Raw genomic sequence first — 20,287 nt, 5'->3', positions numbered from 1 at the left:
CATGCCCCCGCTCAGACTCAACGCATTGTCTCTTGAGCGCAGAATGGTGCGCAAGCGCGCGAAGTCAACCTGCGGCCAGCAGAAAGACCGCAATCAGCGTGGCGGCAATCAAGCCTTGAAAGGCCCGGTCGATCAGCATCAGGCCACGGACGACATGCCCGGCGGAAATGTCTCGGCGGCCTGCGGCGTTCATCATGGGTTCGTTCACGCGCTCACCATTGTAGACACGCGGACCGGCCAGCGCCACATCAAGGGCGCCCGCGCAGGCAGCCTCCGGCCAGCCGGAATTGGGAGAGCGGTGCAGGCCGTGATCCGCCAGCATCACGGCAAGCGTTCGGGCCGCCGCCTGCCGTCCATCGTTTACGGCGGCAGCGAGCACGATCAGCCAGCCGGAAAGCCGTGCTGCGGGCCAGTTCGCCAGATCATCCAGCCGGGCCGCTGCCCAGCCGAAGTCCTGGTACTTTTCATTCTTGTGGCCGATCATTGAATCGGCCGTGTTCAGCATCTTGTAAGCCATGATGCCGGGCAGCCCCAAAAGGCCATACCACAAGGCGGGCGCAACGACGCCATCGGCAAAATTCTCTGAAAGGCTCTCAAGGGCTGCGCGGCAAATTCCCGCCTCGTCCAGTGCACTTGTATCGCGCCCGACAATCATGGAAACCGCGTAACGCCCACCCGAAATCCCGTTCCGACGCAGCGCCACGGCCACCGCCGAGACATGATCCAGCAGGCTTTTCTGCGCAAGAAAAATAGCCGTCAGCACCACTTCCAGCACAAGGCCCGGTGGTCCGGCAAGCCTGAAGACCCAATGCAGAACCGCCCCGACGGCCAGCGCCAACGCAAGCAGAACAGTGATTGCGAAAACGCCCCTCAAAGTGTTTCGCCGCCTTTGCCGCCGAGAATGTTCGTGTCCGTCGGACAGTGTCATCGGCCTGTTCCACAGGCGATCGCAAAGGCTGATCGCCTTGCCAAACAGCACGACCGGATGCGGCAGGCGGGCCCAGAGCCAGGGTGGGTCGCCCACGGCCCGATCCAGCAGCAATGCGGCAAGAAGCAGGAGAAGTTGCTCCGTCATGCAAGGGCTTTCCACGCCGCCAATGCAGCGTCGAACCGGTCATCCCCCGCCTCGTCCGGCGCAAGACCGATCCGCAACCAATGCGGCGCATAATCAAAGGCCCGCGTAAGAATATGGGCGCGGCAGAGATGCTCTTGCAGAGCTTGCGCCCTTTCGTCTTCCACCAGCGCAAAAAGCGCCGTGCCGCCGATCACCGTCATGTCATGCCTGTCGAGAACGGCTTGAAGGGCTTTTCGCCTCTCGGCAATCCTTGCGGCAACGAGGCTTCCACCGCGAGCGAACAGATCGATTGCCACGCTGAGCGCCGGGCCGGAAACCGGCCACGGCCCCAAGGCTTCGGACATGGCTTGCACAATGGCAGGGCCTGCAATTACAAATCCGAGACGAAGCCCCGCAAGTCCGAAAAACTTGCCGAAGGAGCGAAAGATCAGGAGGTTGGGCTGTGTTGCGGCGTGGCTGGCCAGGGAAAATTCCGGCTCGGCATCGGCAAAGGCTTCATCCACCACCAGCAAACCGCCGGTCGCGGCCATGCGCTCAGCCAAGGCCAGCAGGCTGGTGGCCGGGATTTTCCGTCCCGTCGGGTTGTTTGGATTGACGATCACGGCAAGGCCGTGCTTTGGCCCAATCTCATCCAGCCCGGCCACGGCATCGACATCATGGCCTGCCCGCGCAAGGCAGCGGGCATATTCGCCATAGGTTGGCGAGAGAATGGCGGCGCGGGCACCCTTTTCCAGGAGTTGCGGCAAAAGCTGGATAGCCGCCTGCGTGCCGGGAACCGGAAGCGGGATATTTGCCCCACAACCATAAAAGCTCCGGGCGGCATGGCGGGCGGCATCTTCCCGCTCGCGGTCGGGCAAGCGGTGCCAGGCGCGGGGATCGATTGCGCCAAGAGCGGGTGGGCAGGGGTTTATACCCGTTGAAAGATCCAGCCAATCCTCGACCCGGCCTCCATGAAGGAGAGCGGCGGCGGCAAGCCCGCCACCATGCGCAATGCCGCTGCCGCTCATGCGCCATCTCCCGCCAGATCGATGAGATGCATGTAGGAGCCAGCAACCGAACCGCGTCGCAGCCCTACATTTCCGAGTTTTTCCCCAAGCGCATCTTCTGCGCTGAACAGCCTGTCCGCCTGCCCTTCGTACTGGACGGTGGAGTAATGAAACTCGTGGGCCGTCATGGGTGCCGGGAAAAAATCGCTCTGCAAAGGGGCAAGCCGCCGGTAGCCGAGATGGCGCTTCTTAACCGCGAAACTGGTGACAAGCGGCAAAAGGCCAAGCATCTCATGCCCCTGCCCTGCGGCATCCACCAGCGCTTCTCCCAGCACCATATAGCCGCCGCATTCGCCGAAAATCCGCTTCGAGCGAGAAGCCGCCTCCCGCATGGCGGCCTTGAAGCTTTCGGCATGGGCAAGCGTTTCCGCATGAAGCTCCGGATAGCCGCCGGGCAGGTAAATGGCATCGGCATCGGCTGCCGGGGCCTCGTTTCGAAGCGGCGAAAACACGGTGATCTCTGCCCCGCGCCGTTTCCAGTCCATCAGCATATGATCGTAGCAGAAGGCAAAGGCCCCATCCCGCGCCACGGCCACCTGCTGTCCGGGCGGGGCCAAGCGCGGGAAATCCGCTTCGGCCGCGGGGTCGGGCATGAGTTTCGCCGCCTTGACCAGTTCCGGCAGATCGCAGCCCGCCGCAACCTTTGCGGCAGCATGGTCGATAAAGCGCTCCAGTTCGGCATGTTCCGCCGCCTGTACGAGACCGAGATGACGGCGCGGCAGGGCAAGCGCGTCATCACGGCCAAGAACGCCGAAGACGGTCATGCCAATGGCATCGAGGGCCTGTCGCAGCATGGCTTCATGCCTTGCGCTGCCAACCCGGTTGAGAATGACGCCCGCCACCAGAAGACCGGGGCGAAAATCGGCAAAGCCCTTGACCAGTGCCGCCACTGAATGCGACATGCTGGCGCAATCGACGACGAGAACAACGGAAAGCCCGAGCAATTGCGCCAGATCCGCCGCCGATCCGCTGCCATCGGCAGCGCCGTCGAAAAGCCCCATCATGGCCTCGACAACCAGCAACCTGCCGCCGCCGCGATGCAGGCTGGCATTGGCCAGAAGCAGCGGTGAACGCATGGCCCAGGCATCGAAATTCAGGCAGGTTTCGCCACTGGCGGCAGCGTGGAACGCAGGGTCTATATAATCCGGCCCGGCCTTGCCCGGCGCAAGCGGAATGCCCGTCTGCCTGAGCGCGCGCAACAGGCCCAGTGTTACCGTGGTCTTGCCTGCGCCGGAATGAGGCGCTGCAATCATCAGCCCGCTCATGCGCTGGCTCCTTGCGGCTGTGCGCCAAAGGGATCCGGCAGCAGCGTTCTGCCGCCAAGCGCGCCCAGCCAGTCCAGCGACGGCCGTAAACGCACCACCTCGCCCAGCACGATAATGGCGGGCGGCTCAAGCTCCGAACGCGCAAGAGCGGTTTCGGCATCGCCCAGCGTCGTTTCCAGCACGCGCTGGCGCGGCGTTGCGGCATCACAAATGAAGGCCAAGGGCTCTGCCGCGCTACGCCCCGCAAGCAGCAATTGCTGGCGGATATGCGAAAGATGCTTCATGGCCATATACATGACGATGACCGGCGAACCCTTGGCAATGGCAGCCCAATCCAGCCGGTCCGGCACTTTTCCGGAGGCATCATGGCCGGTCAGGAATGTCACGGCGTGGTTGATGTCACGATGCGTTGCGGGGATGCCCGCATAGGCAAGCCCGCCAATGCCCGCCGTGATGCCGGGAATGATGCGGAAGGGCACATGATGCTCGATCAGCATCAACGCCTCCTCACCGCCACGGCCGAACACGAAGGGGTCGCCCCCCTTCAGCCGCAGCACGCGCTTGCCGGATTTCGCCAGCTCGACCAGCCGGAGCGATATATCCCGCTGGCGGGCAGAAGGCTTGCCGCCGCGCTTGCCCGCATATTCCAGCACCGCCGCCGGATTTGCGAATGACAGGCAGGCATCGTCCACCAGGGCGTCATGCACGATGACATCGGCCTGCTGTAGCCCTCTGAGGGAAAGCAGCGTCAACAGGCCCGGATCGCCCGGCCCGGCGCCAGCCAGCCAGACATGGCCCGGCTCAAGAGAAGGAAGATGCTGCAAGACGTCACCTGTCATGATCCTCGCTGTATAGACAGTTTCCCGCCTCTACGGAAACGGGGAAATGCCCCGCATTTCCATTTTTACACCTTTGGCGATGGAAAACCCCTACGCAGTTTTCCGGGAGATGTTCTATAAGGTTGCAATGACCGATCCATCGACGCAGATGCCGCAAAAAGCAGACCCGCAAGGCGGGCGAAAGCCGAAAGGTCCGCTGCGCAACGGCTGGACCACAGGCGCTTGCGCAACCGCCGCTGCCAAGGCCGCTTATATCGCGCTGCTGACGGGGGAGTTTCCCGATCCTGTCAGCATTCGCCTGCCGGGCGGTGAGGCGCCTGCCTTTGCGCTGGCGATGGAAAAGCTTCTGGCAGACGAGGCCAGCGCCGGAATCATCAAGGATGCGGGCGACGATCCGGACGTCACCCATGGCGCCACGGTCATTGCCCGCCTGCGCCATGGTCCGCCCGGCAGCGGCATTCGCTTCACCGCCGGGCAAGGCGTCGGCACAGTCACCCGTCCGGGACTGCCGCTTGCCATTGGCGAGGCGGCAATCAACCCCGTACCCCGGCAGATGATGTGCGCCGAACTGACGGCAATCGCCGAAAGCCGGGGTCGGATCGCCGACATAGAGGTGGAAATCTCCATTCCCGGCGGCGAAGCCATTGCTGCCCGCACCTGGAACCCGCGTCTGGGCATTGTCGGCGGCCTGTCCATTCTTGGCACCACAGGCATTGTGCATCCGTTTTCCTGCGCCGCCTGGATCCATTCCATTCACCGGGGCATCGATGTGGCGCGGGCAATGGGGCTCGAGCACGTTCTCGGCGCAACCGGCTCCACATCGGAAAAGGCCGCGCAGGCGCTCTATGGCCTGCCGGAAGAAGCGCTGCTGGACATGGGCGACTTTGCCGGTGGCCTGCTGAAATATCTGCGGCACCATCCCCTGCCGCGCCTGACGATTGCCGGCGGCTTTGCCAAGATGACCAAGCTGGCCCAGGGCGCGCTCGACCTCCATTCCGCCCGCAGCCAGATTGACAACAGCTTCCTCGCCAGCCTGTTTCCCACCCGCACATCCACGCTAGAACACCGCATCCTGAACGCGAACACCGCGCTGGAAGTGTTTGAAATCGCGCATGAACAGGGCATAGACCTTGCAGGCCCCATTGCAAGGCGCGCCCGCGAAACCGCGCTTGAGACGCTGCGCGGCGCACCCGTTGCCGTGGAAATCATCGTTACCGACCGGAAGGGCGTAATCCTTGCCCGCAGCGCGTGAAACCGTCCTCATTCTCGGCGGCACGGCAGAGGCCGCCGCCCTTGCCGCCCGCCTTGCGGGTGAAGGCGGATTGCGGGTGATTACCTCGCTGGCGGGCCGCACCGCAGACCCTGCCTCGCTTGAGGGAGAGGTTCGAACAGGCGGCTTCGGCGGTGTCGAAGGCATGATCGCCTATTTCGAAGCAGAGGGAATCACGCAGGTTTACGACGCCACCCATCCCTTCGCACGCACCATATCCGCCCACGCCACAGAGGCTTGCGCGCGACTGCGCCTGCCTCTCATGCGTCTGGAACGACCCGTCTGGCAGCAGGAGCCGGGAGATGACTGGCGCCCCTGCCAATCTCTTGAGGCAGCGGTCAACGCCCTGCCATCCGGCGCAACGGCCTTCCTGGCCCTTGGCCGCCAGCATATCGATGTTTTTTCCCGCCGCAGCGATTGCCGGTTTCTTTTGCGCATGGTCGATGCGCCGCTCGCACCCCTGCCCTTTGCCAAATACGAGCTTGCGATTGGCAAACCCAGCCCGGACCCGGATAGTGAGATGGCGCTGATGCAGCGTCACGGCATTACGCATCTGGTTTGCCGCAATTCAGGCGGCGCTGCTGGCTATGGCAAGATAGAGGCGGCCCGTCGCCTTGCCATTCCGGTGCTGCTGATAAACCGCGCGCAAGATTGATCCGGGCCGGCGTCAAGCGGTCCTTGCGCCTTCTACCTATCTGTTTTTACGCATTTTCGGACGGAAAACCGGATTCCACTTTTCCTGAAAATGCTCTACAGGGAACCATCGTCGTCATTACCCTCATCTTCTGCGTCGGAAGCGCGTTCCTGCCGGGCTTCAGGCAAGGTAAAGCTACGGCTGCGCCAATCATAATAGCGATGGCGGATCCACGGGCGATTTTCGCCGGAAAAGGTGGCTTTCAGGTGAAAATCCGCTTTATCCGCATCGCCGAGCGTAATCTCCATGGAGCCGCCCCGGCGCAGGCTTTCCAGATCGATCACCGGCCTTTGCGTATCGCACCCTGCCTGCGGCCTTGGAACGGCGGCAATGACCAGACCGGCGGATGCGCAGGCGGCGGAGAGAAAGTCGCGCCGCTCCACCGTAACCACCAGCCAGTCACGGACAGCCATGGCGCAGAATTCGCCCAACTGGCAATAAAACACCGTGGGATTGGCCTTCGCGCTGACAATGGCATTGCGCATTTCCGCCTCGGCGCGCTCAGGCGGCAGGCTTTTTCGATCCGCTTCGGACCGCGCCTGCTTTTCCACGATCACCGGCTGCCCGGAATGGGCAATATCCAGCGCGGAACTCCATTGATTGAAAAGAAAGGAGGGCGGTTTGCGCCGGTTGACGATGGCAATCAACTCCCCCGTGACCTGCCTCTCCAGCAGCGCGACGAAGCGGCCATCTTCCGATACCAGCAGATCAGGCTCCGGGTCGGCCGGGCGTGTCGCCTCGTGGGTGATGGCGGCCACCATCAGCACCACCCCCAAAAGCCGCAGCCGCGTTTTCAGCAGGGTCAGAAGCAGCAATCCCGCCGTGGACACCGGAAGAAACCACCAGTCGAAGCGCCCGAAGCTCAAGCCATTGCCCCAGCCCGCCACCAGATGACCAATCCACAAAACGGCCTGCACCCCCCACCCCATCAGCCGGATTGCCCAGGCATCCAGACCCAACGGCATAAGCAACATGCCGATCATGCCAGCAGGCATGACGAGCATGGAAATGATGGGCGCGGCCATGAGGTTGGCCTCCAGCCCGTGCAGGCCGAAGCGGTGAAAATGGGCGGCGGAAAATATCGCCGTTGAAAAACCGCCCAGCGCCGAGGTCATGAGGCTTGCCGCCACGGCCTTGGCGAAGGTCTTCAGAACTCCCGGAACGGCAATTCCTTCCAGCCAGCCCGGCATGGGCGGACGCCGCCGCCAGAGATCGAAACCGGCAATCAGCGCAAAGGTCGCGGCAAAGGACATTTGCAGGCTTGGTCCCAGAACCTGTGACGGCGAAAGGCAAATGACGAGAAGCGCGGCGAAGGCCGTATTGCGCAGGCTGAAAACCGGCCTGTCGAACAGAGCCGCCGACAGCAGGATGACCATCATCAGATAGGATCGCTGGGCGGCGACATCGTAGCCTGAAATGAGAAAATAGGCCGTGGTGGTCAAAATAGCGCCTGCGGCGGCGATCTTCTTGGTCGCGATGCGTTCGGCAAGCCCCGGCACGAGGCTGAAGCCACGACGCAGGCCCACGAAGCAAAGACCGCCCGCCAGCGCCATATGCAGGCCTGAGATGGAAATGATATGCGCAAGCCCCGAAACGCGAAGATCGCTATTGGCCTGATCGGAAAGCCCGCGCCGTTCGCCGGTGACGATCGCCACGGCAAAGGCACCGGCATCGCCGGGCACAAGGGCGCGAATACGGTTCGAGATCGTATCCCGGAGGTTCTCCGTTGCCTCCCCGAAGGCGTCCGACGCTGTTTCAAACAGTGTTTTTGCACGTGTCGTCACGGCGATGCGTTGCGGCGGCGTGTAGAAATATCCTATCGCGCCGATGCCATCGTAAAAGGAGGCAAAGGCAAAATCGTTCAATCCCGGCAGGGCGGGCCCGGATGGCGGACTGAGACGCGCGCGCCCGCTTATGCCATCACCCGGTAAAAGCGGCTCACCCTTGCCACGCGCCAGAAGCGCCACCTGCTGCGGCATACGCGAAAGCATTGGCCTGTTTGTTCCCTCCAGCGCAATCACATATCTTTGATTTCCCTGCTTGTTTGGCTCCACCGAAACCACGCGCCCGCTGATTTCGGTGGTCACGGGACGGTCCAGAAGAATCGTTGCCTGTCTCGTGGTTTCAACATCGGCCAGCCCCATGCCGCACAGAAAAAGGGCGGCGCCCGCCATGAGTGGCCCGATTACAAAATGATGCCGGACCAGCAGCCAGAGCCCGACAAAAGCAGCCATAAGGCCCAGAACCCATGGAAATGGCGGGTCTGTGGCAAGTGAAAACCAGAACGCCGCCCCCGAACCGATCAGAACCGGCGCCGCCAGAAAGGCTCGCCCATGGGCCAGCTCGTCTTCCACCAGAGCGGCCAGATTGCGCCGCACACCGGCCAGCCACGCCAGCCTGTCCGGTAGTACCGGGGCGGGATTGCCGTCCTCATCCTGCGAAAATGCCTTAAATTCAGGCATATCTACTTTAGAGGGTATCTCCCCTCTGGTGGCGCCATCGGGAGTGCCGCCTGCATCATCAGGAAAAAAGGGCACCCACTCCAGCTTTTCCCGCATGATCCCGGCCCGTCATTCCCGCTTGACGCTTCCCACGGAAAAACCCTTAACAATCCATGGATGCAGGCGCCATGCCGAATTTGGCATCCAGTTCATGTTTTTCTGCATGTCAGATGTGCAAGTGAGGAAATATTGCAATGCACACTTTATCGTGCGGATAGCTTGGCATTAACTTCTGCATCATATAGCTATTCCAACAGAAAAAACCGAGACGAGGCGAAATGCCACGTCTTCCCGCCTTATATCCGGAGGATCAGCATGACGGACCAAAGCGCAAATCTGAAGATTGGAGAAACGGCAGCCGAGCTTGCCGTCCGATCCGGTACAATCGGCCCTGACGTCATCGATATTGCCGCGCTGTACAAGCACACCGGAAAGTTCACCTACGATCCGGGCTTCACCTCCACGGCATCCTGCGAATCGAAGATCACCTATATCGACGGCGACGAAGGCGTGCTGCTGCATCGCGGCTACCCGATCGAGCAACTGGCCGAAAAGGGCGACTTCCTCGAAGTATGCTATCTCCTGCTTTACGGCGAACTGCCCACCGCTGCACAGAAGAAGGATTTCGATTATCGCGTCACGCATCACACCATGGTGCATGAGCAGATGAGCAAGTTCTTCTCCGGCTATCGCCGCGACGCCCACCCCATGGCTGTCATGGTCGGCACGGTTGGCGCGCTTTCGGCTTTCTACCACGACTCCACGGACATTACTGATCCGCATCAGCGCATGGTGGCCAGCCTGCGCATGATCGCCAAGATGCCGACCATTGCGGCAATGGCCTATAAATATCACATTGGCCAGCCCTTCGTTTATCCGAAGAACAATCTGGATTACGCCTCCAACTTCCTGCACATGTGCTTTGCCGTTCCCTGCGAGGATTACAAGGTCAATCCTGTTCTTTCCCGCGCAATGGACCGCATCTTCATTCTGCACGCCGATCACGAGCAGAACGCTTCCACGTCCACGGTTCGTCTGGCCGGTTCCTCCGGCGCCAACCCCTTCGCCTGCATTGCCGCCGGTATTGCCTGCCTGTGGGGTCCCGCGCATGGCGGCGCCAATGAAGCCGCGCTGAACATGCTGACCGAAATCGGCTCCGTGGATCGGATTCCGGAATACATCGCCCGCGCCAAGGACAAGAACGATCCGTTCCGCCTGATGGGCTTCGGCCACCGCGTCTACAAGAATTACGACCCGCGCGCCAAGATCATGCAGAAGACCATGTACGAGGTTCTGGAAGCCACCGGCCGTCAGGACGACCCGCTGATGAAGGTCGCGCTCGAACTGGAACGCATCGCCCTCAGCGACAGCTATTTCAAGGAAAAGAAGCTTTACCCCAACGTAGACTTCTATTCCGGTATCACGCTGCGCGCGCTCGGCTTCCCCACGGAAATGTTCACCGTGCTGTTCGCGCTGGCCCGTACCGTCGGCTGGATTGCCCAGTGGAACGAAATGATCGAAGACCCGCAGCAGCGCATCGGCCGTCCGCGCCAGCTCTATACCGGCGCGCCCAAGCGCGATTACGTTCCGGTTGGCAGCCGCTGATTCGCTCGGCATAGACTTTTCAGAAAAGCCCGGCCCGGCAAACGCGCCGGGCTTTTTTATTCCCCTCGTCCTGCCCCTTGCCAGCGATGAGGATGCGTTGCCGCCATCGTGTGGCGATGAAAGGCGTCATTTTCAGCAAGCTTCAGCATAACGCCTTCAATTCGGCGAGACTTTGCTTTAAGGAACGGCATCCGTCCTGCGAACGCCAGTTTGCAGGGCTCCATTTTGCATGTTGCTAGAGGTTTTTGTTCCGATGCTGGTTCATATGAGAAAAGCTGCCCACACATGGGTCGTCAAAGGGCTTCTTCTTCTCCTTGTCGCGTCCTTTGCCATCTGGGGCGTTTCTCATTCCATCATCCAGGATACGTCCGATGCCGTCATCAAGGTCGGCAATCAATCCGTGAAGGTCAACGAGTTCCGGCTGGCCTATCAGCGGCAGGTTTCCGACCTCAGCCGCCGTTTCGGAACCCAGCTCACCAGCGAACAGGCTCGCTCTCTCGGCATCGAATCGCAGGTCTATGCGCAGCTCGTCGCCGGGTCCGCACTTGACCAGCTTGCCGACGACATGAAGCTCGGCCTGTCGCAGGATCGCCTCGCAAAGCTGATTGCCGACGACCCGGCCTTCAAGAACACGAACGGTCAGTTCGACCGTCAGCTCTTCTCGTCGCGCCTGCGCAATTCCGGCATTCGCGAGCAGGACTACATAACCGAACGCTCGCGCGTGGCGGTCCGCAGCCAGATCGTTGACGCGACGGCCGAGGGATTTACCGCTCCGAAAGTACTGGTCGATGCCCTCAAGCTCTACCGCCAGGAAAGCCGCAGCATCGATTACCTCATCCTGACCACGGCCAATATCGACCCTGTGAAGGCGCCGGACGATGCCGCCCTTGCGCAATGGTTCGAAGGGGTCAAGAGCCGCTACCGTGCGCCCGAATATCGCGCCTTTTCCTATGTGAAGCTTGAGCCTTCGGACATTGCCAACACCGCCGCAATCACCGACGATCAGGTGGCCAAGGAATATGAGGCCAAAAAGTCGCACTTTGCCGTACCGGGTAGCCGCACGCTGGAACAATTGACCTTCCAGACCCGCGAACTGGCGGAAGCTGCCGCCCAGAGCCTGAAGAACGGCAAGACCTTCGATCAGCTCATTGCCGATCAGGGCAAGAGCGCCACCGACGTGCTGCTGGGCGACTTCAAGAAGGATGAGTTGCCGGATCAGAAAGTGGCCGATGCAGCCTTTGCTGTTGCGAAGGATGGCGACGTGACGCCGGTGGTCGAAGGCGCCTTCGGCCCGGTTCTCCTGCGCGTGACCAATATCAAACCCGAGCGGCTGAAGACGCTTGACGAGGTGAAGGACCAGATCCGTGCCGATCTTGCTGCTTCCGCGGCACTTCAGGATCTCAATAATGTCCATGACCAGTTCGAGGATATGCGCGCTTCCGGCTCCAGCCTTGAGGAGGTGGCCGGAAAACTCAATCTGAAGCTCGTCAAGGTGGATGGCGCCGACCGGCAGGGCAATGACAAGGCGGGCAATGAAATTGCCAACCTGCCGCAGAAGGCCGACTTGCTGAAAACGGTCTTCGACACCGATGTGGGTGGCGAGGCCCTGCCCCTCACGATCGGCACCAACGGCTATGTGTGGCTGGACGTGACCAATATCGAACAGGCCCGCGACCGCACGCTTGCAGAGGTGAAAGACAAGGCGCTGAAGGACTGGACCGGCGAACAGCAGAAGCAGGCGCTGGGCGCCAAGGCGGAATTGCTGAAAAAGGATGCGGAAGGCGGCAAGAGCCTTCAGGACATCGCCAAGGCGCTGTCGATCAGCGTCGAAACCAAGACGGGCCTGAAGCGTGAGGCAGATGACCCGATTCTCGGGCAAACGGGCGTTATAGCGGCCTTCAAGGGGCCAGCCGGTCTCGTGGCCGTTTCCACCGGTGCCGACCCCATGACCCAGATCCTCATGAAGGTAACGGATGTGCAGACCCAGCCCACCTCCACCGACGTGCTGAGCGAGGACGACCGGCAGATCACGGCACTGGCAAATGCCGCTGGCGACGATATTCTGGACCAGATGGTCAGCCAGTTGCAGGCCAATTACGGCGTGACGATCAACCAGACCCTTGCGCAGCAAGCCATGGTGCGCTGAGGAGACACTCATGAACGGGTTGAAGCCATTCATCGCCAAGGTCGCCAATCGCGAGGCGCTGAGCCGCGATGAAGCGGCTGCGGCCTTCGAAATCCTGATGTCGGGCGAGGCAACGCCCGCGCAGATCGGCGGCTTTCTCATGGCATTGCGGATGCGCGGCGAAATCGTGCCGGAAATTGTCGGCGCCGTCAGCGTGATGCGCGCAAAAATGCTGCCGGTGGATGCGCCCGCCAATGCCGTGGACATTGTGGGCACAGGCGGCGATGGCACCGGCACCTATAATATCTCCACGCTCGCCTCGCTGATCGTCGCGGGCGCCGGGGTAACGGTTGCCAAGCACGGCAACAAGGCGCTCAGCTCCAAATCCGGCGCGGCCGACAGCCTGACCGCGCTTGGGGTCAAGCTCGATATCGATCCCGCCACCATTGCCCGTTGCATTCGCGAAGCGGGCGTGGGCTTCATGTTCGCGCAGTTGCATCATTCCGCCATGCGCCATGTAGGCCCTGCCCGCGTCGAGCTTGGAACACGCACCATCTTCAATCTGCTTGGCCCGCTGGCCAATCCGGCGGGGGTCAAGAGACAGCTTCTTGGCGTCTATGCGCCGGAATGGGTGCTGCCGCTGGCGGAAACCCTGCGCGATCTCGGTAGCGAAACGGTTTGGGTGGTGCATGGCAATGGCCTTGATGAAATCACCACGACCGGCACGACGCAGGTGGCGGCACTTGAAAACGGAACCATCCGTCAGTTCGCGTTGCAGCCCGCCGATTTTGGCGTCGAGCAAGTTGACCTTTCCGCCCTCAAGGGTGGTGACGGCGAATATAACGCCAGGGCGCTGCGGGCGGTTCTCGATGGCGCGCAAAACGCTTATCGCGATGTCTCGCTCTGCAATGCAGCCGCCGCACTCGTCATTGCAGGCAAGGCGGGTTCGATTATGGAAGGTATGGCGCTCGGCAGGCAATCGCTTGAAAGCGGTGCAGCCAGGGCATGTCTGGACAATCTGATTGCCGTTTCAAACGGGAGGGCGAGCGCGTGAGCGATATTCTCGACAGGATCGAAGCCTATAAGCGCCAAGAAATTGCCGCCGCGAAGCTGGCCGTTTCGCCTGCCGACATCAAGGCGCGGGCAGAAGACCAGCCACCGGCCCGCGGCTTTTACCGCGCCCTGATGGCGAAGGCGGATGCGGGCTCGTTTGGCCTGATCGCGGAAATCAAGAAGGCCAGCCCTTCCAAGGGGCTGATCCGGCCCGATTTCGATCCGCCAGCGCTGGCGCGCGCCTATGAAGCAGGTGGCGCGGCCTGTCTGTCGGTTTTGACGGATGCCCCGAGTTTTCAGGGCTCGCCGGATTTTCTGGTTGCGGCGCGGCAGGCGTGCAGCCTTCCCGCCCTGCGCAAGGATTTCATGTTCGAAGACTATCAGGTGCATGAAGCTCGCGCCTGGGGCGCAGATTGCATTTTGCTCATCATGGCCTCGCTGGACGATGGGCAGGCGGCGGATATGGAGGGGCTTGCTCTCTCCCTCGGCATGGATGTGCTGATTGAGGTTCATGACGAGGCGGAGATGGAGCGCGCGCTCAAGCTGACATCGCCTCTGGTTGGCATCAACAACCGCAATCTCCGTACGTTCGAGGTCGATCTTGCTGTGAGCGAACGCCTGGCGCCCATGGTGCCCGACGACCGGCTGCTGGTCGGGGAAAGCGGTATCTTCACGCATGAAGACTGCCTGCGGCTGAAACAATCCGGCATCTCCACCTTCCTGGTCGGCGAAAGCCTGATGCGCAAGGACGATGTGACGCTGGCGACGCAAGCGCTTTTGACCGGCAAGACCGGCGCGATTGCGGCGGAATGAGCGGGCTTACTCATATCGGCCCCTCAGGCGAGGCGCATATGGTCGATGTCTCCGAAAAGGCTGAGACCACGCGCATTGCCATGGCGGAAGGCGCGGTGAAAATGGCGCCTTCGACACTCCGGCTGATTATCGAAGGCAATGCCAAAAAGGGTGATGTCATCGGCACGGCGAGACTGGCAGGTATCATGGCGGCCAAGCGCACCGCCGACCTTATCCCGCTGTGCCATCCGTTGATGTTGAGCAAGGTTTCCGTCGATATTGTGGAGGATGCGGCCCTTCCCGGCCTCAAGGTCTGCGCCACCGTCAAGCTGACCGGCAAGACAGGCGTGGAAATGGAAGCGCTGACCGCCGTTTCGGTGGCATGTCTCACCATTTACGACATGGCGAAGGCTGCCGATAAAATGATGGAAATCACCGGCATCCGGGTCATCGAAAAGCAGGGCGGCAAATCCGGCGATTTTCGTCATCCGGAGGCAGGCTGATGGCGCTTTTGCCGGTCGCGGAGGCGCTTGAAAGGTTGCTGGCGGCAGCTTCGCCGATCACGGAAACAGAGCCCCTGCCACTGGCAAAGGCCAATGGGCGGATTTTGGCCGCGCCCGTGGTGGCAGGTCTTACACAACCGCCCTTCCATGCTTCGGCCATGGATGGCTATGCGCTGCGGGCCGCAGATGCGGACCATGCCGGGTCCATTCTGACACTGGTGGGTGAATCGGCAGCCGGACATGGCTTTTCCGGCGTTTTGGCCGAGGGTCAATGCGTTCGCATTTTCACCGGCGCGCCTGTGCCTGAGGGCGCGGATACCATTCTTCTCCAGGAAGATGCGGAAAAGCTTTCCGGCAATTCCATTCGAGCGAACCTGCCCGTCGCGCCCTCCCGGCACATTCGCCCCAGGGGACAGGACTTTGCGCAAGGCGATCGATTGCTGGAAGTCGGGCGAAAGCTGGACTTTGCCTCCCTCACGCTGGCAGCGGCGGCAAACCAGCCAATGATCACGGTTTACCGCAAGCCAAGGCTTGCCATTCTCGCCACCGGGGACGAGCTCGTTTTACCGGGTGCGGCACCAGGTCCAAGCCAGATCATTGCCTCCAACAGTTTCGGCATTGCAGCGCTTGCCGAAGAAAATGGTGCCGACATTATCGATCTCGGACTTGTGCCTGATGACCGGACCGCGATAACGCAAGCCGTGCGCCGCGCCCGTAAAGCGGGGGCGGACGCTTTGGTGACGCTGGGCGGCGCATCGGTGGGCGATCATGACCTTGTGCAGGATGCGCTTAAAGACGCGGGCATGGTGCTGGACTTCTGGAAAATCGCCATGCGGCCGGGCAAGCCGCTGATGGTGGGCAGGCTTGAGGCCATGCCTGTTCTTGGCCTTCCCGGCAATCCGGTTTCCAGCATGGTCTGCGCGCTGCTGTTTCTGGAGCCGCTCCTGGCGCGGCTTGGCTGCAACCCGGTTCCCAACCGTCTGGCAACCGCGCGGGCCGCAATCGACATGAAACAGAATGACCAGCGGCAGGATTATATTCGTGCCCGGCTGTTTACCTCACCGGAGGGCGAACTGATGGCCGAGCCCTTCAACAGGCAGGATTCCTCGATGATGCGCGTGCTGGCCGAGGCCGATTGCCTCATCATTCGTCCGCCTCATGCCTCTGCGCTGCCGCAAGGGGCGCCATGCCCGATTTTGCACCTGAGAAGGCAGGCCGCATGTGGCAACGCCTGAAGGCGCGGATGGAACCAAGACTGCTGGCCAGCCTGTGCGTTCTGGCCGCTCTGGTGTTATGCTTTGCCTTTCTGGCAGACGGTGTTTTCAATCAGCAACAGCACGGCTTTGATCGTGCAATTCTCTTGGCGCTTCGCGATAGCCGGGATCTTTCGCAACCCCTGGGACCACCGTGGCTCATTGCCTCGGTGCGCGACCTAACCAGTCTTGGCGGTTTCACCATCATCACGCTGGTTACGGTGCTGGCCGTCTTTTATTTGATGGCTGCCGGGAAATATCGCAATGCTGCCATTGTCACGTCCGCAATCGTTCTTGGAGCGGCGGCGGAAAGCGGGCTGAAACTGCTGTTTTCGCGGGCAAGGCCGGATGTGGTTCCGCATCTTGTCGATGTGCAGACCATGAGCTTTCCCAGCGGTCATGCCATGATGTCGGCCATCACCTATCTGACACTTGGCGCCATGCTGGCGAGAGGTCAGACAGGCTGGCGGCTTCGCAGTTTCGTCTTCGGCTGCGGCCTGTTCCTGACGCTGCTGATCGGAATGAGCCGCATTTATCTTGGCGTCCACTGGCCAACCGATGTCATGGCGGGCTGGACGGTGGGATCCGCCTGGGCGCTGTGCGTGTGGATGGTGGCCGATTGGCTGAACCGCAGACGCCGCCCCGGCGACCCGCCGCAATGACAAGTCGAAATGTTACGAATCCGCGTGGCGTTTCAATGTTTCCGTAAAATGCTGAGACGCTCTAAGTGTTTAGCACTACAATGCCATATTTATCCGCAGTACACGATGCAATAGTGAGCACGGTTTGATGGGATTGAAGGGGCATTGAAAATGACCTTGGTATTCCCTTTTCGAATATCTCAATCATATGATGTAGTTGAGATATTCGAAATCCCTTCAAGGCGAGGATGCGTTAGCATCTTCGAGCATTGGTTAGAGCATAATCCGATCAGAGTGAAACGAAGATCGACAAGACTATGCGTCACAAATAAAAATATACTGCATAATTCCTTAAACCGGAATCGATTTTGGTGAAAATTATCCAGCAGATTTAGGGTTTTACAGCGTTTTTGTGCATTTGACAAAACGCACGGCGCTGTAGAGCGCCGATCCGATTCAATCAGATCCAAAAGCGCTAACAGGCACGCACGTCAACAAGAACGTCCAGAATCGTCTGTTTTCGGTCAAGATTATACGCGCCTGCAATAACCAGTCGCTGGGTCAGGTCACTTGTCAGGTGTGAGAGGCGATCTGCGGAAACCAGATTTCCTGTCATGGCTGCATCCTTGGCCATTTGCATCAGATATTCAGTCAGATGGTCAAGGAAGAACTGAAATACGACGTCGCCGTCCTTGCCAGAAAGGGCATCGGCCAGCTTATGCATCTTTCTGCGAGCAGTCGAAGCATCGCTTGAAAGAACCTCCCGAAACGCAGCAATGATATCGGCGCCGCCATAATTTATCAGCTTGAGGGCTTGGGAGACACTGCCCTTGGCAAGATCCACCAGCACGGGCTTCTGGTCACCGTGAACCGCAAGCCCAAGATGCCCGATTGCTTTGAGGAGATCGTCGGGCTGCAATGCCGAAAGCTTCAACGGCAGGCACCGCGAGCGGATCGTCGGAAGCAATTTTCCCGGCGCGTGCGACAAAACCAGAAAGAGCGAGCGTTTGGGCGGCTCTTCCAGCACTTTAAGCACAGCATTGGCGGCATTGCGATTCATGTCGTCGGCAGGGTCGATAATCACGATCCGCCAGTTTCCCGTGCCGGATGTCTGCGAAAAGAAATGACCAACCCGCCGGATTTCTTCAATGGTAATTGCCGTCTTTACCTTGCCGGTCTTCTCATCCACGGGACGTGTAATATGCAAAAGATTATGTGAGGCACCAGACGCAAGCTGGCGCGCAATGGGCGACTCCGGATCGGGTGCGGCCATCGTTTCCGGCGCTGCTTGTGGATCGGGGTGGGAAAGCACATGCTGCGCAAACCGGAAGGCTAAAGTTGCCTTTCCCACACCTTGCGGTCCTTCAATTAAAAGCGCGTGGTGCAATTTGCCACTGCGATAGGCCCGCGCCAAAAAATCCTCCTGCGCCTCATGGCCAAAAAGGGCGCTATTGTGAACGGGCGCTATTGCGCCATCCAGGACACCGGGCTGCTCCATCATCATTCCTGCCCGGCTTTGGAAAAGCGCCGCTCGACCAATGGCCACACATTCGAAAAAATCTCCTCGCCAATCTCTTCACGCCCCCGGTCGGCACGTACCATCCGGCAGCGATCCGGCTCAGCCGCGGCTATCGCCAGAAAGGCCTCCCGGCGTTGCTCGTGAATGGCGCCGGTCTCTTTTTCAAAGCGATCCGGATCGCCTCCGCCTTCGGCTCCTGCCCGCGCCTGCGCGCGAGCAAGACCGGTTCGAGCATCAAGATCCAGAATAAACGTTAGATCGGGCACTACGCCCTCAACGGCCACCCGCTCAAGATGAACCATGAAGCCTTGCTCCAGATCACCCGTCGCTCCCTGATAGACGCGGGTGGAATCCATGAAGCGGTCGCATAGGACAATGCCGCCCGCCATCAACGTGGGGCGAATGAGCGTGCGCACATGGTCATTTCGCGCAGCGGCAAACAGCATGGCTTCGGCCTCAATCCCGAAGGATTCCGCCGCGCCTGAAAGCAGCACCCGTCGCAATGCCTCTGCCGAAGGTGAACCGCCAGGCTCCCGAGTGATCGTGACGGGAAATCCAAGAGCGCGCAGACGCTCGGCAAGCAAACGAATCTGCGTGGATTTACCAGCGCCCTCTCCGCCCTCGAATGTCACGAACAATCCTAGCCCAACTGCCACAAGCCTATCTCTCCATGTCCCCGCCTGGGGAAGCTGATCCCGCTCTTTACTGCAAAAGCCCGAAAAACCCAATGCCAAGCCGATTGGCTTGCTACCGGAACCACTTTTTCTGTAAATCCCCCTTCCAGGCATCTGCTTATGGAAAACCGGAAGCCCTTTTTCCTGTAAATGTTTAAAGCCAGAAAAACAAAAGCTCCATCAGCGCATCACGCGCCCGCGCAGGCAAACTCCCAAAACTGGCGTCATCTGCGGATCTAAGTGGCAGATCCCGCAACACTTTTTCCCCCAACCGCACCTTCAATGTGCCAATTTCCTCGCCTGCCGAAATCTTGGGCCTCAAGGGCCATGCATAGGTCGTCGTGATTTCGAGGCGCACGGCAGAACCCAGCGGCGCATAAACATCCACCGGCTGTTCAGTTACAAGCCCAATATCCTCCGGCGCCCCGCCATAAACCTTGGCCCGCCCAACCTGCTGGCCCGCCTGAAACAACCGGATTTTCTCGAAGGCCGAGAAGCCCCAGGCAAAGGCCCGCGCCGCATCCTCAAGCCGGGTCTTTTCGCTCTCGCTTCCAGCCAGAACAAGAAGAAGCCGCGTGCCATTCTGCTCTGCGGAGGCAACAACGGAGTAGCCTTCACCCTCGGCATAGCCCGCCGCAAGACCATCTACCCCCGGCACCTGCCCTAAAAGAGGATTCCGATTGCGCTGAAAAATCCGGTTCCAGGTAAAATCCGGTTGTTTATAGTATCCATAAAACTCAGGATAATGCTCCCGCAAATGCCGAACGAGTGTAATCATATCGCGGGCGCTGACCTTGTTTTCAGCATCGGGAAGGCCTGTAGCATTGGCGAAATGGCTGGCCTTCAAACCGAGTTTTGCGGCCTGCGCATTCATGCGTTTTACGAAATCCGCCTCCGACCCCGCCATGCCTTCGGCAAGCACAAGACATGCATCATTGGCCATCTGCACCATAAGGCCCTGCAAAAGCGCCTCTACCGGAATGCGAGAGCGTACCGCGGCAAACATGGCTGCGGTTCGGGAAGGCGCACCACCTGTGCGCCAGGCGTTTTCAGAAACCGGAAGCTCGTCTTGCAGACGCAATTGTCCCGTTTTCACCGCTTCGAGGACCAAGTCCGCCGTCATTAATTTGGCAAGAGAGGCTGGCGCAAACGCCTCATCCGCCTGCTTTTCAAACAGGATACTGCCCGTTTCTTCCTCGACGAGCAGAACCTGGCGCGCTTGCGTGGTGAATGCCGGCTGTTCAGCCGCAACGCCCACCCCTGGCAAGCCGGTGAGGAGAATGACGCCGATCGCAATAATGCGCAGATTCACGGTGAGCCCCTCGAAAGCCGATGATTTCAAGCCCGCTTGCGTCCGGAACCCGAGGCAATTTCCCTAGAGCATTTTCAGGAAAAGTGGAAACCGGTTTTTCGTCCGAAGATGCGTAAAACC

17 protein-coding genes are annotated in these 20,287 nt (G+C 60.3%); 9 read left to right on the top strand and 8 right to left on the bottom strand.

Annotated elements, in window-relative coordinates; translation table 11 throughout:
* Positions 1 to 64 precede the first annotated feature (64 nt).
* The 4 genes from cbiB to cobA are packed head-to-tail and all read right to left on the bottom strand — an operon-like array spanning position 65 to position 4,225.
* Positions 65 to 1,075, bottom strand: coding sequence for an adenosylcobinamide-phosphate synthase CbiB (cbiB, locus tag T424_RS0102940; RefSeq protein ID WP_027486394.1), 1,011 nt, complete (start codon positions 1,073 to 1,075; stop codon positions 65 to 67).
* Positions 1,072 to 2,082, bottom strand: coding sequence for a threonine-phosphate decarboxylase CobD (gene cobD, locus T424_RS0102935; RefSeq protein ID WP_027486393.1), 1,011 nt, complete (start codon positions 2,080 to 2,082; stop codon positions 1,072 to 1,074). Before cobD ends, cbiB begins: the two co-directional genes overlap by 4 nt.
* Positions 2,079 to 3,386, bottom strand: a complete 1,308-nt coding sequence (locus tag T424_RS0102930; protein ID WP_027486392.1) for a cobyrinate a,c-diamide synthase — start codon at positions 3,384 to 3,386, stop codon at positions 2,079 to 2,081. Before T424_RS0102930 ends, cobD begins: the two co-directional genes overlap by 4 nt.
* Entirely contained in the window at positions 3,383 to 4,225 is an 843-nt protein-coding gene (gene cobA, locus T424_RS0102925; RefSeq protein WP_027486391.1) for a uroporphyrinogen-III C-methyltransferase, read from the bottom strand. The genes T424_RS0102930 and cobA overlap by 4 nt, the downstream gene beginning before the upstream one ends.
* 148 nt (positions 4,226 to 4,373) lie before the next feature.
* Between cobA and T424_RS0102920 the strand changes: the two genes are divergently transcribed.
* Positions 4,374 to 5,477, top strand: a complete 1,104-nt coding sequence (locus tag T424_RS0102920) for a cobalt-precorrin-5B (C(1))-methyltransferase (RefSeq protein ID WP_027486390.1) — start codon at positions 4,374 to 4,376, stop codon at positions 5,475 to 5,477.
* On the top strand, positions 5,461 to 6,150 hold the full coding sequence (locus T424_RS0102915) for a cobalt-precorrin-6A reductase (RefSeq protein WP_027486389.1): 690 nt from the start codon (positions 5,461 to 5,463) through the stop codon (positions 6,148 to 6,150). Before T424_RS0102920 ends, T424_RS0102915 begins: the two co-directional genes overlap by 17 nt.
* Positions 6,151 to 6,245: 95 nt before the next feature.
* On the opposite strand, the gene T424_RS20035 is transcribed toward T424_RS0102915, so the two are convergent.
* Positions 6,246 to 8,651, bottom strand: coding sequence for a ComEC/Rec2 family competence protein (locus tag T424_RS20035; RefSeq protein ID WP_051558748.1), 2,406 nt, complete (start codon positions 8,649 to 8,651; stop codon positions 6,246 to 6,248).
* A 354-nt stretch (positions 8,652 to 9,005) separates the two neighbouring features.
* On the opposite strand from T424_RS20035, the gene gltA reads away from it, so the two are divergent.
* The 7 genes from gltA to T424_RS0102875 all read left to right on the top strand — a co-directional run bounded on the left by gltA (position 9,006) and on the right by T424_RS0102875 (position 16,683).
* Positions 9,006 to 10,295: a citrate synthase gene (gene gltA, locus T424_RS0102905; protein ID WP_027486388.1), complete on the top strand. Its 1,290-nt coding sequence runs from the start codon at positions 9,006 to 9,008 to the stop codon at positions 10,293 to 10,295.
* A gap of 253 nt (positions 10,296 to 10,548) precedes the next feature.
* Complete coding sequence (locus tag T424_RS0102900; RefSeq protein ID WP_027486387.1) at positions 10,549 to 12,441, top strand: peptidylprolyl isomerase; 1,893 nt, start codon at positions 10,549 to 10,551, stop codon at positions 12,439 to 12,441.
* Between the two features lie 10 nt (positions 12,442 to 12,451).
* Positions 12,452 to 13,474 carry an anthranilate phosphoribosyltransferase gene (gene trpD / locus T424_RS0102895; RefSeq protein ID WP_027486386.1) on the top strand — a complete coding sequence of 341 codons (1,023 nt, stop codon included), beginning with the start codon at positions 12,452 to 12,454 and terminating at the stop codon, positions 13,472 to 13,474.
* Positions 13,471 to 14,286: an indole-3-glycerol phosphate synthase TrpC gene (trpC, locus tag T424_RS0102890; protein ID WP_027486385.1), complete on the top strand. Its 816-nt coding sequence runs from the start codon at positions 13,471 to 13,473 to the stop codon at positions 14,284 to 14,286. Before trpD ends, trpC begins: the two co-directional genes overlap by 4 nt.
* The gene (gene moaC, locus T424_RS0102885; protein ID WP_027486384.1) at positions 14,283 to 14,768 is read left to right on the top strand and encodes a cyclic pyranopterin monophosphate synthase MoaC; all 486 of its coding nucleotides are present in this window, start codon (positions 14,283 to 14,285) and stop codon (positions 14,766 to 14,768) included. The genes trpC and moaC overlap by 4 nt, the downstream gene beginning before the upstream one ends.
* Positions 14,768 to 16,003, top strand: a complete 1,236-nt coding sequence (locus T424_RS0102880; protein ID WP_027486383.1) for a molybdopterin molybdotransferase MoeA — start codon at positions 14,768 to 14,770, stop codon at positions 16,001 to 16,003. Before moaC ends, T424_RS0102880 begins: the two co-directional genes overlap by 1 nt.
* A complete protein-coding gene (locus T424_RS0102875; RefSeq protein WP_037066431.1) occupies positions 15,988 to 16,683 on the top strand; it encodes a phosphatase PAP2 family protein in 696 nt (231 codons plus the stop codon). Before T424_RS0102880 ends, T424_RS0102875 begins: the two co-directional genes overlap by 16 nt.
* Positions 16,684 to 17,137: 454 nt before the next feature.
* Here the strand turns inward: T424_RS0102875 and T424_RS0102870 are convergent, their stop codons facing one another.
* The 3 genes from T424_RS0102870 to T424_RS0102860 all read right to left on the bottom strand — a co-directional run bounded on the left by T424_RS0102870 (position 17,138) and on the right by T424_RS0102860 (position 20,167).
* Positions 17,138 to 18,166, bottom strand: coding sequence for a DNA polymerase III subunit delta' (locus tag T424_RS0102870; RefSeq protein ID WP_027486381.1), 1,029 nt, complete (start codon positions 18,164 to 18,166; stop codon positions 17,138 to 17,140).
* Positions 18,163 to 18,837, bottom strand: a complete 675-nt coding sequence (gene tmk, locus T424_RS0102865) for a dTMP kinase (RefSeq protein WP_027486380.1) — start codon at positions 18,835 to 18,837, stop codon at positions 18,163 to 18,165. The genes T424_RS0102870 and tmk overlap by 4 nt, the downstream gene beginning before the upstream one ends.
* Before the next feature lie 172 nt (positions 18,838 to 19,009).
* A complete protein-coding gene (locus T424_RS0102860) occupies positions 19,010 to 20,167 on the bottom strand; it encodes a D-alanyl-D-alanine carboxypeptidase family protein (RefSeq protein WP_027486379.1) in 1,158 nt (385 codons plus the stop codon).
* Positions 20,168 to 20,287: the final 120 nt, after the last annotated feature.

This window comes from Allorhizobium undicola ORS 992 = ATCC 700741 (genome assembly GCF_000621665.1).
In the GTDB taxonomy this organism is placed as follows: Bacteria; Pseudomonadota; Alphaproteobacteria; order Rhizobiales; family Rhizobiaceae; genus Allorhizobium; species Allorhizobium undicola.
The sequence above is the reverse complement of the archived record's forward strand: the minus strand, read 5'-3'. Positions and strand labels throughout refer to the sequence as shown.